Origin of the sequence: Nocardia sp. NPDC060255, assembly GCF_042727395.1 — a bacterium.
GTDB lineage: Bacteria > Actinomycetota > Actinomycetes > Mycobacteriales > Mycobacteriaceae > Nocardia.
Window position 1 is genome coordinate 1 of the sequence record NZ_JBHXAU010000017.1, and the last position, 14,366, is coordinate 14,366.

Annotated in this window: 12 protein-coding genes; 8 read left to right on the forward strand and 4 right to left on the reverse strand. The window is 65.9% G+C overall.

Translation table 11 applies throughout. The features are described 5' to 3' along the window. Nucleotides 1-130 precede the first annotated feature (130 nt). A complete protein-coding gene (locus ACFWF1_RS27550; protein WP_379287207.1) occupies nt 131-748 on the forward strand; it encodes a class I SAM-dependent methyltransferase in 618 nt (205 codons plus the stop codon). 117 nt (nt 749-865) lie between these two features. Here ACFWF1_RS27550 and ACFWF1_RS27555 read toward each other — a convergent pair whose 3' ends face one another. Continuing rightward, entirely contained in the window at nt 866-1,189 is a 324-nt protein-coding gene (locus ACFWF1_RS27555) for a type II toxin-antitoxin system PemK/MazF family toxin (RefSeq protein ID WP_379287205.1), read from the reverse strand. Beyond that, on the reverse strand, nt 1,186-1,503 hold the full coding sequence (locus ACFWF1_RS27560; protein WP_379287203.1) for a hypothetical protein: 318 nt from the start codon (nt 1,501-1,503) through the stop codon (nt 1,186-1,188). The genes ACFWF1_RS27555 and ACFWF1_RS27560 overlap by 4 nt, the downstream gene beginning before the upstream one ends. A gap of 112 nt (nt 1,504-1,615) precedes the next feature. Here ACFWF1_RS27560 and ACFWF1_RS27565 point away from each other — a divergent pair, with 112 nt between their 5' ends. Beyond that, nucleotides 1,616-2,188 (forward strand): TetR/AcrR family transcriptional regulator, encoded by a 573-nt coding sequence (locus ACFWF1_RS27565; RefSeq protein ID WP_379287201.1) that lies wholly within the window; start codon nt 1,616-1,618, stop codon nt 2,186-2,188. An 85-nt stretch (nt 2,189-2,273) separates the two neighbouring features. Beyond that, nucleotides 2,274-3,461: a Cmx/CmrA family chloramphenicol efflux MFS transporter gene (locus ACFWF1_RS27570; RefSeq protein WP_379287199.1), complete on the forward strand. Its 1,188-nt coding sequence runs from the start codon at nt 2,274-2,276 to the stop codon at nt 3,459-3,461. 1,269 nt (nt 3,462-4,730) lie between these two features. Here ACFWF1_RS27570 and dnaE read toward each other — a convergent pair. Continuing rightward, a complete protein-coding gene (gene dnaE / locus ACFWF1_RS27575; RefSeq protein WP_379287197.1) occupies nt 4,731-8,279 on the reverse strand; it encodes a DNA polymerase III subunit alpha in 3,549 nt (1,182 codons plus the stop codon). 258 nt (nt 8,280-8,537) lie between these two features. Further along, the gene (locus ACFWF1_RS27580) at nt 8,538-8,930 is read right to left on the reverse strand and encodes a DUF3052 domain-containing protein (RefSeq protein ID WP_379287195.1); all 393 of its coding nucleotides are present in this window, start codon (nt 8,928-8,930) and stop codon (nt 8,538-8,540) included. A 126-nt stretch (nt 8,931-9,056) separates the two neighbouring features. Between ACFWF1_RS27580 and ACFWF1_RS27585 the strand changes: the two genes are divergently transcribed. The 5 genes from ACFWF1_RS27585 to ACFWF1_RS27605 all read left to right on the forward strand — a co-directional run bounded on the left by ACFWF1_RS27585 (nt 9,057) and on the right by ACFWF1_RS27605 (nt 14,255). Then, nucleotides 9,057-9,506 carry a hypothetical protein gene (locus ACFWF1_RS27585; RefSeq protein ID WP_379287193.1) on the forward strand — a complete coding sequence of 150 codons (450 nt, stop codon included), beginning with the start codon at nt 9,057-9,059 and terminating at the stop codon, nt 9,504-9,506. A gap of 236 nt (nt 9,507-9,742) precedes the next feature. After that, nucleotides 9,743-10,942 carry a sensor histidine kinase gene (locus ACFWF1_RS27590; protein WP_379287191.1) on the forward strand — a complete coding sequence of 400 codons (1,200 nt, stop codon included), beginning with the start codon at nt 9,743-9,745 and terminating at the stop codon, nt 10,940-10,942. Nucleotides 10,943-11,008: 66 nt separating this feature from the next. Beyond that, entirely contained in the window at nt 11,009-11,806 is a 798-nt protein-coding gene (locus ACFWF1_RS27595) for a LytR/AlgR family response regulator transcription factor (RefSeq protein WP_379287189.1), read from the forward strand. Beyond that, nucleotides 11,803-12,168, forward strand: a complete 366-nt coding sequence (locus ACFWF1_RS27600; protein ID WP_379287187.1) for a hypothetical protein — start codon at nt 11,803-11,805, stop codon at nt 12,166-12,168. Before ACFWF1_RS27595 ends, ACFWF1_RS27600 begins: the two co-directional genes overlap by 4 nt. Before the next feature lie 332 nt (nt 12,169-12,500). Further along, nucleotides 12,501-14,255 (forward strand): cation acetate symporter, encoded by a 1,755-nt coding sequence (locus ACFWF1_RS27605; RefSeq protein WP_379287185.1) that lies wholly within the window; start codon nt 12,501-12,503, stop codon nt 14,253-14,255. The last annotated feature ends 111 nt before the right edge of the window (nt 14,256-14,366 follow it).

Consider the following 14,366-nt stretch of genomic DNA (forward strand, 5'->3'; position numbering starts at 1 on the left):
CCTTGAACGCCTTCGCTATCACCTTCGAAGGCCGCATCACGCCGAGTAGTAACTAACCGATGCCAGGGCAGATCCACCGTTAATCTGACACTCCCTGGCGAGGTTGGGTGGTTGCTGGGAGAGTGGGTTGGTGGGCTTTTATGGTGATCGGGTTGTGCCGCGGATCGTTGATGCCGCTTGTGGGATGCGGTTCAATGAGCCGTTGCGTGAGCGGGTCTGTTCGGGGTTGCGCGGGCGGGTGGTGGAGATCGGGTTCGGGTCGGGGTTGAATGTGCCTTTCTATCCGGGGACGGTGGACTCGGTCAGTGCGGTGGAGCCTGCTGATCTCGGGTGGAAGCTGGCGAGTGAGCGGGTTGCCGCATCGAAGGTGCCGGTCGAGCGGGCCGGCTTGGATGGACAGTCACTCCCCTTCGCGGACAACACCTTCGACTCTGCCGTGTCCACCTGGACCCTGTGCACAATCCCGGACGTCGCTACCGCATTGACCGAGGTCCGCCGAGTGCTCGCCCCCGGCGGAACCCTGCATTTCGTCGAGCACGGCCTCGCCCCGGACCACAAGGTCCAGGTATGGCAGAACCGCCTGAATCCGATCCAGAAAACCCTCTGCGGCGGCTGCAACCTGAACCGAGACATTCGCGGCCTGCTGACCACCGCCGGCTTCGCAATCCAAGACATCGACATCTTCTACGGCGAAGACGCCCCCCGTTTCCTCGCCGCCCAATCCCTCGGCGTCGCCGTCTCCCCTTAGCCGCTGCATCCGATCCCGCCTACCGCGCAAACCCTCGGCGGCTACCGTCCGAGCTGCTCCATCCCGTAGACAGCCGTCAGCCGCCAAGTTTCTCGCTCACGACACTTCAAAGGCAGGTCACGGAATGGCCAGCGCAAGCTTCAACGCAGTATTCAAAGCCATCACGGTGCTTGGACTGATCGTGCCGAGCAAGGCGCCGAGATCAGCGCGGAGCACCTGCTCGAGATCGTCGGTGACGATGTTGCCGACCAGAGGGTCCGCCGAGGAGAGCTGGACCCAAGTCGGCAGAACCGCACGTTTCTTTGTGGTGGTGATTCGGGCTGCCAGTACATCGGACAGCAACCGATTCCTCCGGTTGTTCGAGACGATCAACCACGGTTTCGGGCCGTAGCCGACGTCGGCTCGATATATCTGCCCACGGACCGGTGCGGAGTTCGTCACTCGGCATCACCTCTCGCATGCTCAGCCTCGCGGCGACGACGGAACTCTCGAGCCTCGTCCTCGTCGTGCACGTCTGGCCACATTGCGGCGAGTTCTGCATAGCCCTGCTCCAGCGCCTCATCGATCAGCACCTGGGCACCGATCGACATCAACACTCGGATCACGGTCGCTTCGGAGGCGTCGGGAGTGAGGGAGTAACCGAGGTGGGCGGCAATGGATTCGAACAGCACCCACTCAGCCCCCTTTCGGTCACCGAGCGTCGCCAACGTGCGTTCCTCCCGCTCGGTCAGAGTCAGGGTGGTTCGTCTGGTCATGCATCAGATTCTACATCGATCTCGATGCGCTATCCAGCATCAATTAGTGATGCACCTATTCGCACCACATATATTGAAATGATCGGTTCAAAACCGTGCTAGCCTCGTTCGCATGGCACGACCGAGGCAGTTCGACGAGGAGCGGGCCGTGGATGCTGCGATGCGGGCGTTCTGGACCGCGGGCTATGAGGCGACCTCTACCCAGGATCTTTGTGACGCAACCGGGTTGGGGCGCAGCAGTATCTACAACACCTTCACGAGCAAGCACGAGCTGTTCGAGCGGGCGTTGCGGCGGTACATGGCGACGAAGAATGCCACCACCTTCGCGACGCTCGACGGTGCCGAGTCGCCGAGGGCGAAGATGCGGGCGCTGTTGCAACAGATCGTGGACGCACCGCAGGACGATCCACTCGGCTGCCTGGTCGTCAATTCGATGATCGAGCTCGCGCCGCGCGATCCGGAAGTGGCGGCGGCGTTGCGGAAAGATCAGGAGCTCCGACTGGCCGCGCTGACGGAAGTACTCGAAAGCGGCAGGCGCGCAGGGGAAATCGACAAAGCCAAGGATGCCCGCGAGCTGGCGCACTTCATCAACGCCACCATTGCGGGTATGCGGGTGGCCGCGCGTGGCGGTGTCGGACGCGACGCGCTGCAAGCCATCGCCGCGACCGCGCTGAACGCCCTCTGACTTAGTCCCCCAAGACATCCCGAGACAACAGTCGCTTGCCACGTGCCAGTTTTGAACTGAATGATCCAAAACAGAGAGGTACCCGATGCCGTTCGCCGTCTACATCCTGGGCTTGTCCATTTTCGCCCAGGGCACCTCGGAGATGATGCTCTCCGGCCTGCTCACCGAGCTGTCCACCGATCTCGGTGTCACCATTCCGCAAGCGGGCCTGCTGATTTCGGCGTTCGCCCTCGGCATGCTGGTCGGCGCGCCGATACTCGCCGTCACGACGCTACGGCTGCCCCGGCGCAGTGCACTACTCGCGTTCCTCGCGGTGTTCGTCGGCGCCCACGTCGTCGGCGCGCTGACCTCGGACTACTGGGTACTGTTCGCGACGAGGGTGGTCGGTGCGTTCGTGTACGCCGGCTTCTGGTCGGTCGCGGCAACCACCGCCATCGGCCTGGTGCCCGCGAACGCCCGCGGCAAGGCGATGAGCATCGTCGCGGGCGGTCTCACCATCGCCACCGTGATCGGGCTGCCCGCAGGCACCGTGATCGGTCAGCACCTCGGCTGGCGCGCGGCGTTCTGGGCGGTCGCGATCATGTCCGCGCTGGCCATGATCGGCGTGCTCGCCAAGATCCCCGCCGGTCGTTCGGAAACACAGCCGGACCTTCGAAAAGAACTGCGCAGCATCGCGAATCCCCGGCTGTGGCTGTCCTACGGCACCACCGCGCTCTCCATCGCCGCGCTGATGGTCACCTTCGCCTACCTCGGCGCGCTGCTGTCGAAGACGACCGGCCTCACCGACAGCTGGATCCCGATCGTGCTGGTCGTGTACGGCGTCGGCAGCTTCCTCGGCATCCTCATCGGCGGCCGCACCGCCGACGCCCACCCGATCCGCACCCTGTACATCGGCATCACCGGCCTGATCATCACCTCGATCCTGCTCGCCCTCACCGCCGAGCACCCCGCCCCCGTCGTCGCCCTCACCTTCCTCCTCGGCGCCTTCGGTTTCGGCACCAACCCCACCCTCAACAGCCGAGTCTTCAACATCGTCCCCAACGGCCCAACCCTCGCCCCCGCCTTCAACGTCGCCTCCTTCAACGTCGGCATCACCGTCGGCCCCTGGCTAGGCGGCCTGGCCATCGGCGCCGGCCTCGGCTACGCCTCCATCGCCTGGATCGGCGCCACCCTCGGCCTAGCCACCCTCGCCGTAATCACCTGGGAACAACTCCTGAACCGCCACCCCACCCCCACCCCGTCTCCCCACAAGCAGCCCGAACTCATCCACTGACCCCAACACCCACCCCCTTCGACGAGATCCGCCCCCTCCCCGAGCACCTCCACCGAGGCGCAATCCCAAGAGCGAGTGCGGATCCCGCCGATCACCACACGATTCAAGATCACGGGGAACTGGTGCAGGCATCGCCCGACTCGGCATTGCCTGCACCAGTTCCGCACGATCTTGAACGACACCCCACCTCCATCGCCGCACCCACCTCCATCGCCGCACACCGACTCAGGAGTCGCTCTCCCCCGACACCCTTCAACCGGCACAACCCCGAAGCCGAGCCCCACCCACGCACACGCGACCGATGCCAGCAAAATCCGCACCCTGACTCGGGATCAGCACCGACTCTAGGGCCCTATTCCGAGTGCAGATCCCGAGAGCCAGTGCAGATCCCGAGCAACCCGGCCCCGCACCCCGGCCACGGGTAGCGCTGATCGACGCCGCTGCGGCCCCACGTGCCGAACCCACAGACCGTGCATACCCTTCACAACAGTTAGACACCCTGTGAGGAGTATGCACACTCTGTGAACCCCTTCCCTGCCAACAGGTTTCAGCACGCCGGGAGTGTTGGGGCGCGACCACGGCCAGGCCGCCACGCCGGAACTCAATCGCACCCTCTCCAAAGACCTGCACTCTCTCCCGGGATCGGCACCGACTTTAGGGCCCTATTCCGAGTGCAGATCCCGAGTCAGGGTGCAGATCCTGGGCAACGACCTCCGATGCCGATCCGGTGATCTTGGTCTCCGCTCGACCCACCCCCTTGGGCCTCACCCCACCGCGCACCGCCCGTCGAACCCACAGAGCGCGCATACCCTTCACAACGGTTAGACACTCTGTGAGGGGTATGCACGCTCTGTGAACCCCTTGCCTGCCACCGGGTTTCATCGCATCGGGGCCGGCACGGCGTAACCGCGGCCCGATCGGCACGCGAAAACCTATCCGGGCACCCACTGTGTCAGCCCGACACCGCCTGTACTGGGTGTCGGGCTGACACAGCGGGGGCGCGGCTGTAGCTTCACCACCTCCGGAGGCGAGATTCGCTGGTTCTCGAGCTCTCGAAACGCAACCACAGCCAGATGACCACCTCGGGAACCCGACACCTCGCACCTGACCGATAACTAAAGCCGGGTACCCCACCTGACGCGCCCAGCACTACTCGGTCATTCCCTTGGATAAGTACACCTATCGGATAGGTGCACCTAAGGACTTCCCACCCGCAGCATCTTCGACAAAGCCCGCCACCGAGAATCCGAAACGTGCCCGATCAGAACCTCAAACCGCCAAGCACCCCGGCCCGAGCAACGCTTTCAGATCACCCATCAACGCCGACGACGGCGTAACCCGCAGACTGTCATCGAGTTTCAGCAACGTCGTCTTCTCCCGAGCCCCCACATGCCGCACGTGCACATCGGCGGTGCCGGGATGCCGGGACAGAATGCGTTTGAACTCGCCGATCTTGTCGGGGGTGCACATCCGGGTGGACATGACCACGGCCAGCGGCTTCGCGACGCCGATCGACGACAGGTCGGGTACGGCAAGATCGTTGGCGATCAACGAGATCCGGTCGTCACGCACCGAAACCCGCGCCTTCACCAGCACCACCGCGTCTTCGACCACGTCCATCCCGTACACCGAGTACGCCTGCGGAAAGAACAGCACCTCGATGCCACCGGCCAGGTCTTCCAGCTGCGCCGAAGCCCACGCCAGGCCGTTCTTGTTGATCCGCCGGTTCACCGAGGCGAGAATGCCGCCGACGGTCACCTGGGTGCCGTCCTTGATGTCGCCTTCGAGGATCGCCGGAATCTGTGTATCCGATTGCGCCGCAAGGACATGCTCGACGCCGTTGAGCGGATGCCCCGACACGTACAGGCCGAGCATCTCGCGTTCGAGCGCCAGCTTGTGCTTGGACTCCCACTCGTCGTCGGGCACCTTCACGTTGAACACCGACGACACCGATTCGTCCGCGTCCACCCCGCCGAACAGATCGAACTGCCCGATCGCCTCGGCCTTCTTGGTGGACATCACCGCGTCGATGGCGTCGGAGTGGATCAGCAGCAGACCCTTGCGCGGATGCTCCAGCGAGTCGAATCCGCCCGCCTTGATGAGGGATTCGGTGACCTTCTTGGTGCAGGCGACCGCGTCGATCTTGTGCAGATAGTCGGAGAAGTCGGTGAACTTCGACTTCTCCTTGCGCGCCGCGATGATCGAGGACACCACGTTCGCGCCGACATTGCGCACCGCGCCCAACCCGAACCGGATGTCCTTGCCGACCGAGGCGAAGTTCAGCTCGGATTCGTTGACGTCCGGCGGCAGCACGGTGATGCCGAGGCGGCGGCAGTCCGACAGGTAGACCGCGGCCTTGTCCTTGTCGTCACCGACGGAGGTGAGCAGGGCGGCCATGTACTCGGACGGGTAGTTCGCCTTGAAATATGCGGTCCAGTAGGAGATCAGGCCGTAGGCGGCGGCGTGCGACTTGTTGAACGCGTAACCGGCGAACGGGAGGATGGTGTCCCACAGCGCCTTGATGGCCGGCTTGGTGAAGCCGTTCGCCTGCATACCCGCTTCGAAGCCCTCGAACTCGGCCTCCAGCACCGACTGCTTCTTCTTACCCATCGCGCGGCGCAGAATGTCTGCTCGACCGAGCGAGTACCCGGCCACCTTCTGCGCGACGTGCATGATCTGCTCTTGGTAGACGATCAGGCCGTAGGTCTCGCCGAGGATTTCTTTCAGCGGTTCGGCCAGCTCCGGGTGGATCGGCTTGACCTCTTGCCTGCCGTTCTTACGGTCGGCGTAGTCGTTGTGCGCGTTCATGCCCATCGGGCCCGGCCGGTACAGCGCGCCGACGGCGACGATGTCCTCGAAGGCGGTGGGCTGCATGCGGCGCAGCAGGTCACGCATGGGGCCACCATCGAGCTGGAATACGCCGAGGGTGTCGCCGCGGGCGAGTAGTTCATAGGTGGCCTTGTCGTCCAAGGCCAAGGTGTCGAGGTCGATATCGACGCCGCGGTTCATTTTCGCGTTGTCGATGGCATCACCGAGCACGGTCAGGTTGCGCAGACCGAGGAAGTCCATCTTCAGCAGGCCGATGGCCTCGCAGGACGGGTAGTCCCAGCCGGTGATCAGCGCACCGTCCTGGGGGCGCTTCCACACCGGGATCGCATCGGTGAGCGGATCACAGGACATGATGACCGCGCACGCGTGCACGCCCGCGTTGCGGATCAGGCCCTCGAGGCCGCGGGCGGTCTCGTAGATCTTCGCGACATCCGGGTTGTTGCCGATGAGTTCGCGGACCTCGGCGGCTTCCTTGTACCGCTCGTGTTCCGGATCGGTGATGCCGGCCACCGAGATGTCCTTGGCCATGATCGGCGGCGGCAACGCCTTGGTGATCTGGTCGGCGATGGCGAAACCGGGCTGGCCGAACAGGACTCGCGCGGAGTCCTTGATCGCGGCCTTGGTCTTGATGGTGCCGAAGGTGATGACCTGGGCGACCCGGTCGGTGCCCCACTTCTCACTCGCGTAGCGGACCATTTCACCGCGGCGGCGATCATCGAAGTCGATATCGATATCGGGCATCGATACGCGTTCGGGGTTGAGGAATCGCTCGAAGAGCAGACCGTGCGGGAGCGGGTCGATATTGGTGATGCCGAGCGCGTACGCGACCAGCGAACCGGCGGCCGAACCACGGCCGGGACCGACCCGGATACCGACCTCGTGCGCGTGCTTGATCAAGTCACCGACGACGAGGAAGTAGGCGGGGAAGCCCATCTCCAGGATGACGCCGATTTCGAACTGGGCCCGGTCGAGGTATTCCTGCGGCGCGCCGTCGGGGAAGCGGCGCTGCAAGCCGAGATCGACCTCGCGGCGCAGCCAGGTGGCCTGGTTGTAGCCCTCCGGCACCGGGAAGATCGGCATCCGGTCGCGGTGTTCCCACACGTCGTCGTAAGGCTGCACGCGCTCGCCGATGAGCACGGTGTTGTCGCAGGCGCCGGGCACCTCGGCGTCCCACAGCGCGCGCATCTCCTCGGCGGACTTCAGGTAGTAGCCGTCACCGTCGAACTTGAACCGAGTCGGGTCGCTGAGCGTCTTGCCGGTCTGAATGCACAGCAGCGCTTCGTGATTGGTCGACTGATCCTTGGTGACGTAGTGGCAGTCGTTGGTCGCGATCGGCGGAATGCCGAGCTTCTGGCCGATCTCGATGAGGCCCTCGCGGACCCGGCGTTCGATGGACAGCCCGTGGTCCATGATCTCCAGGAAGAAGTTGTCCTTCCCGAAGATCTCCTGCCACTTGGCCGCGGCCTCCAGCGCCTCGCGATCGTGGCCGAGGCGCAACCGCGTCTGCACCTCGCCCGACGGGCAGCCGGTGGTCGCGATGATGCCCTCGGCGTACTGGGCGATGATCTCCTCGTCCATGCGCGCCCACTTGCCGAGCTGTCCCTCCAGCGATGCCAGCGAGGACAGCTTGAACAGGTTGCGCAGCCCGGTCGCGTTCTCCGCGACCATGGTCATGTGGGTGTAGGCGCCGGAGCCGGAGACGTCGTCGCCCTTCTGGCTCGGATCGCCCCACTGCACGCGCTTGGTGTCGAACCGGGAGGCGGGGGCGATGTAGGCCTCGATGCCGATGATCGGCTTGATGCCCGCCTTCTTGGCCGAGTTGTAGAACTCGGAGGCGCCGTACATGTTGCCGTGGTCGGTCATCCCCACCGCGTTCATCCCCAGCCGATTCGCCTCCGCGAACAGTGGCGATATTTTGGCCGCACCGTCGAGCATGGAGTACTCGGTGTGGTTGTGCAGGTGAACGAACGATCCGGACGAGGCGGCCAAGACGGTCCTTCCTCCCAAGGTCTCGACGGGGGTTGGCCTAGCGATTCTAGGCACGTCGGTATGACATTTTTTCCGAGGCGCGCGGCGCGCAACGTGACGTCCCAGGAGGGCCCGGCGTGTCGGTGTCGAAGATCACCGGCGCGTCTGGCGAGTCGCCCTGGAGCTGTCTGATTTCCGCGAGTGACGTCTAGCGCGGACCGGTCGACCTTACTCTGACCCATTCGCGCCATTCGCGGCAGTCGGCCGCGACACACACGGTCAGGTCTTCTTCCGCCAGACGAATTTCAAACTGGACCAATCATTGTCGAGCGCGGCGACCTTCACGTCCACGACGCCGATCGGCAGCAGCAGCTCGCGCAGATCGTTCTCGGCGATGTCGCTGACATGTCCGCCCGCCTTGCGCGGCCACGCGATCCACAGCATGCTCCCGCGCGGCAACTGCGCCGCGAGATTCGGCGCCTCGCCGGCCAGGTCGGCATGCGTGCGGTAGAAGGCGAGCAGCACATCGGCGGTTCCGGCGTCGACGATCTCGACGTCGGCGGGGAGATCGGGGATCTGCCAGCCCGGCGGCCGGTGCCGCAGCACGACTCGATGACCGGGCTTGATGCCCAGCTTCTTGGCCAACGGTGTTCCGGAGTAACCGGCTGTCATGGTTCGACTGTAGGTCCGTGGCGACCGGATGCCCCGGGAATCGGGGGCAGCAAATCGGGGATATCAACCTGCGGAAGGGGCATAGTCAAGGAGATACAGAGTGATCCCAAACCTGTCGAGGTGTTGATGAATTCGCTCAGAGCACTCTTCGCAATCCCCGCCGTACCGGCCGTCGCCGTGGCAGCCATGGTCGCCACTTCGGCCCCCGCCGCAGCCCAAATCGTCGACCAGTTCGACAGTTTCTACTCGCTCACCGAGGGCCTCTGCGTCGCCCAGGTCAGCTCCGCCGTGACGAGCAACGCCTATCCGGAGCACGCGGCGTTCAGCGTGGCGACCACCATGTTCGGCGCAGGCAGCTGCCACCTGTCGCTCACCCTGAACTGGCGCAATGCCGAAACCGGCGAGACCGGCGACTTCACCGTGACCGCGAACGGACCTGGATACTGGAGCAACAGCGGCTATTCCGCCCTCTTCCACCCCGGCATCGGCCGATTCACCGCGACCATGACCGTCGGCGCCGCCCACATCCCCGAGCCCGGCTCGGTCGAATTCCGAGTCGACCCGTACCACGGATAGGCAAGCCACCAGCCCGGCTCAACCCGCCCGACTGTCCGCGAGCCGCGCACCCTTCCAACCACGCGCCACAAGCAAGGCTGTGGTTCTCACTTGACGTACATTGCGTCCTCTTGACGCGTGCTGCAGCATGCGTCAAGAAGGTGCAACGTACGTCAAGTGCGAGGAATACGCCGCTTCACTCGCGGCGAAAGCCATAATCGGCGGATGAGCGTGCTGTGTTGGTTTTCGGGGCGGCGATGACGACAACTGTTGTCGCCCTCGTTGTCTCGGCGGCTTTGATTGCCGGGGCGCTGGTGATCTGGCCGCGGACTCGGCGGGTGGTGACTACGCCTGCTGAGCGGGCGGTGCATTCGGCGTTGCATACCGCGTCCTTGGCGGCTATTCCGTTGCGGCGGGGGCTCACCGCGCAGTCGGCGCAGGAGTCCGCGCCGTATTTGCGGGTGCTCACGGGGGCCGATGCGCTCGGGGTGGCCGATCCGGACGGCACGTTGCTTGCCTGGGATGGGTCGCATGCCGAACTGGCGGAGCACTTCACGGAGGCGGCCAAGCGTGCGGTGGCCGGGGAGCGGCCGGTGCTGGTCGCCGGGCCGGGGAGTGGTGAGCATGCGGGGCGCACGCTCATCGCGCAGCCGCTGCTGATCGACAGCACGGGGGTGGCGGGGGCGATCGGGGTGGTCACGACTGGGCAGCCTGGGCCGGGGTGGCTCGGGGCGGTGGCCGAGGTGGCCAGGTATGCCTGCGGGCAGCTCGAATTGGCCGAGCTGGATGCCTCGCGGGCCCGGCTCGACCGCGCCGAGGTGCGGGCGTTGCGGGCCCAGATCAGTCCGCATTTCATCTACAACGCGCTCAACACCATCGCCTCGTTCGTGCGCACCGACCCGGACCGGGCCCGCGAACTGATCCTCGAATTCGCCGACTTCACCCGCTACTCGTTCCGTGCCGCGGGCGAATTCACCGTGCTGGCCGACGAATTGCGCAATATCGAGCGCTATCTCGCCCTCGAACGCGCCCGCTTCGGCGACGCACTCGACGTGCGCCTGCAGATCGCGCCGGAGGTCCTCGGCGTGGTCCTGCCCTTCCTCGCGCTGCAGCCGCTGGTGGAAAACGCGGTCCGGCACGGTCTGGCCGGTGCCACCCGCGGCGGCACCGTGAGCATCACCGCCACCGACGCGGGCACCGACTGCCTGATCAGCGTCGAAGACGACGGTGTCGGCATGGACCCGGAACTGCTCCGCTCCGGCGCCCTCGACGCCGTCGAAACCGGCAGCGGCCCGGCCGGTTCCCGCGAATCGGCCCACGTCGGCCTCGCCAACGTCGACGACCGCCTGCGCGCCGCCTTCGGCAACGACTACGGCCTCATCGTCGACACCGCCCCCGGCGCGGGCACCAAGGTTTCCCTCCGCGTCCCCAAGTTCCGCGCGGGCATCCAAGCGTGAGCGCGGAGACTCGGCGTCGGGGATACGGACCGAGCGCCTGGGCTGATTGCTTACGATGGAGCGGTTGTGACGCGGACCACCGATAACACCGTCGGCACCTTGCGGGTGCTGGCCGTCGATGATGAAAAGCCTGCTCTGGACGAGCTGGTGTATCTGTTGCGCGCGCAGCCAGGGGTCGGTGAGATCCACGATGCGGCCGATGCGACCACCGCGCTGCGGGTGTTGCGGGCGCATCCGGTCGACGCGGTGTTCCTGGATATCAACATGCCGGGGCTGGACGGGATGGAGTTGGCGGGCATCCTGTCGGAGTTCGCGAACCCGCCCGCGGTGGTTTTCGTGACGGCACACGATGATCGGGCGGTTGCCGCCTTCGATCTGGGTGCAGTCGACTACCTGTTGAAGCCGTTGCGTGAGGCGCGGCTGGCCGAGGCGGTTCGCCGCATCGCCTCGACCCGCGGCACACCGGCTCCCGTTCTCGATGAACCGCGGGCCGATCCGAGTGAGGTCATTCCCGTCGAACTCGGTGGCGTGACCACGCTGGTGCCTCGGTCGAGCGTCAGTTGGGTGGAGGCGGACGGCGACTACGCGCGCCTGCACACCAGCGGCGGCTCCCATCTGGTGCGGATTCCGTTGTCCGCATTGGAATCCCGGTGGCAGGACGCGGGATTCCTTCGCGTGCACCGTTCTTACCTGGTCGCGCTGCGGCTGGTGACCGGTCTACGCACGGTCGGCACCGGAACGGTGGTGTGCCTGCGCGCCGACGGCAGCACCGCGGCGGTGGAATTGCCGGTCAGCCGCCGACAGGTACGCGAGCTGAAACAGCGTCTGGTGCACGGCCCCCGGCAACAATGGACCGGCCAATGACCGGGCCACACCGCCCCGCCCGCCAGCGCGTCGTACTGTCGGAACGTCGTGGCGCGCGCCGAGTGCGCACCCGGATGGAAGTGGCAGAGCAGACCGAGATCGGCGAGGCCTTGATCGGCGGCCTGATCCGCGCCCAACTCGGTCTCGCGCTCCGCCTCGGCTTGGTCACCGTCGTCGTATTGTGCTCACTCCCCGTCCTTTTCGGCATCGGCACCGTCGGCTCGACGGTCATAGTCGGCATCCGCCTGCCCTGGCTCCTACTCGGCGTCGCCGTCTACCCACTGCTGTACCTCGTCGGACGGCTATACGTCCGCCTGGCCGAACACAACGAGCAGGACTTCCTCGACCTGGCCGAGGACTGACATGAACCGCCGAACCACAGCCGATGTCAGGCCGACCGCACCACAACCTCAATTGCCACACCACCCTGCGGCCCCGGCACGGTGGCCGCGCACTGTTCAGCCTGCCGCGCACGAAACAGCTGGCAAACCTTTACGCGGCGGCCCAAAACGGGCGCGGCACGCAAAGGCGTGCGCGCTGGCATCGGCACCATCGCTGGCCTGCCGCGCGCAATTTTCGCAGTCGCGCACAGAACAGTGGGCGATTCAGTGCGCGGGGGGCAAAACGGTGCGCGGGCTGCGGCAAGGTCCGCGATGAGGCGAGTTGCGCTGGCGGGGCGTCAGGGAGTCGCTTGGTGACCGCGGGATCGGTGCCGTTATTGACGGTGTTCGCGCTGCTGTTCGCCGCTCTCGCCACCGTCGCGATCGGCGCTTACGGAGTTCGTTTGGCGCGCACCACCTCTGACTTCCTGGTGGCTTCGCGCAGCGTGCGATCCGGGTGGAATGCCGCCGCCATCTCCGGCGAATATCTTTCGGCTGCTTCATTTCTCGGCGTTGCGGGGCTGATCGCGAAGTACGGGGCGGATGCGCTGTGGTATCCGGTGGGTTTTACCGCCGGTTACCTTTCGCTGCTGCTTTTCGTTGCTGCGCCGCTGCGGCGATCCGGTGCCTACACGGTGCCCGACTTCGCCGAATTCCGTTTGGGCTCGGTGCGATTGCGCAGGATGGCGGCCACCGTGGTCGTCCTTGTGTGCGCTGTTTATCTGATTCCGCAGTTTCAAGGCGCCGGGTTGACGTTGCACACGTTGCTCGGGTTGCCGGATTGGGTGGGGGCGGCGGCGGTGGGGGCCATCGTGATCGCGAATGTGGCCGGTGGCGGGATGCGGTCGATCACGTTGGTGCAGGCGTTTCAGTACTGGTTGAAGTTGACCGCAGTGGCGATTCCGGCGCTGGTACTGCTCGGTCATTTCCTGGCGGAGGACCAGCAACTGGGTGCGCCCGCTCCGCCGGTCGTCACCGAGCGCACCACGGTGGACGTCCGCACCGACGTGGTGGTGCAGGTCGGTGCGACACAACAGGTTTCGATCACCGGACGACTCGACGATCAGCCGGTCGATGGCCGCGTCCTCCTGGCCCCCGGTACGCACGAACTGTCGGCGGGCACCGAACTGATACTGGAGGCGGGCACCGCGGTACCGGTGGTCGCCGGTGCGCCGGCGGACGGTGCCGAATGGCTGGAGCCGGGCGGCGGCTTCGGCGGCGCACATCCGACATACCAGGTGTATTCGCTGATCATCGCGACATTCCTCGGCACCATGGGTCTGCCGCATGTACTGGTGCGCTTCTATACGAACCCGGACGGACGGGCCGCGCGCGCGACCGCCGTCGCGGTGATCGGACTTGTCGGGCTGTTCTACCTATTCCCAGTGCTGCTAGGGGTTTTCGCGCGACTGTACGTGCCACAACTGTTGATAACCGGCACCTCCGACGCGGCGGTGGTACTGCTGCCCGGCTCGGTCGTCGGCGGACTGCCGGGCCAATTGCTGGCCGCGCTGGTGGCGGCGGGCGCGATCGCGGCGTTCCTGTCCACCTCGTCGGGCCTGCTGGTGAGCATCGCGGGCGTGCTCAGTACCGACATGCTGCGCGGGCGCATTCGCGACTTCCGGGCGGCGGCACTGGTGGCCGGTGTTGTGCCGCTTACCCTTTCGCTCACCGTGGCCTCACTCGACCTGTCGCGCACCGTCGGTCTCGCGTTCTCGGTGGCCGCCTCGACGCTGTGCCCACTGCTGGTACTCGGCATCTGGTGGCGCGGACTGACCGCGACGGGCGCGGCGGCCGGGCTGACCGCGGGCGGCCTCGCCTCCGGCGGCGCGACGGTGGTGTCGGTGACCGGTGGTCTGTCCGGCGAGGTAGCGGGCGGGTGGCCGGCCGCGCTGATCGGCTATCCCGCGGCAATCAGCGTCCCGCTGGCGTTCGCGGCAATGGTACTGGTCAGCAAGGTGACTCAAGGTCCGGGCAGCCGACGGGTCGGCCGCATCTTCGTCCGCATGCACGCCCCGGAACGACTGGGCATGGGCGCCGACCGCGAACGCGCGTTGCGCTCGAACTGAGCCGTCGAATGGGGCGCACCCGCCGACCGCTCGTCGTGCCACACCGACCGTTCACCGCACAATCGGCCGCCTTCCCGGAGTGATCCACGCCACATCATCGTTTCCTCACGC

Excerpts from the sequence above, each read along its gene's own strand:
- ACFWF1_RS27560 (WP_379287203.1), bottom strand. The coding sequence starts at position 1,503 with ATGACCAGACGAACCACCCTGACTCTGACCGAGCGGGAGGAACGCACG.
- ACFWF1_RS27585 (WP_379287193.1), top strand. The coding sequence starts at position 9,057 with ATGAATTCGCTCAGAGCACTCTTCGCAATCCCCGCCGTACCGGCCGTC.
- ACFWF1_RS27565 (WP_379287201.1), top strand. The coding sequence starts at position 1,616 with ATGGCACGACCGAGGCAGTTCGACGAGGAGCGGGCCGTGGATGCTGCG.
- ACFWF1_RS27590 (WP_379287191.1), top strand. The coding sequence starts at position 9,743 with ATGACGACAACTGTTGTCGCCCTCGTTGTCTCGGCGGCTTTGATTGCC.
- ACFWF1_RS27600 (WP_379287187.1), top strand. The coding sequence starts at position 11,803 with ATGACCGGGCCACACCGCCCCGCCCGCCAGCGCGTCGTACTGTCGGAA.
- ACFWF1_RS27580 (WP_379287195.1), bottom strand. The coding sequence starts at position 8,930 with ATGACAGCCGGTTACTCCGGAACACCGTTGGCCAAGAAGCTGGGCATC.
- ACFWF1_RS27570 (WP_379287199.1), top strand. The coding sequence starts at position 2,274 with ATGCCGTTCGCCGTCTACATCCTGGGCTTGTCCATTTTCGCCCAGGGC.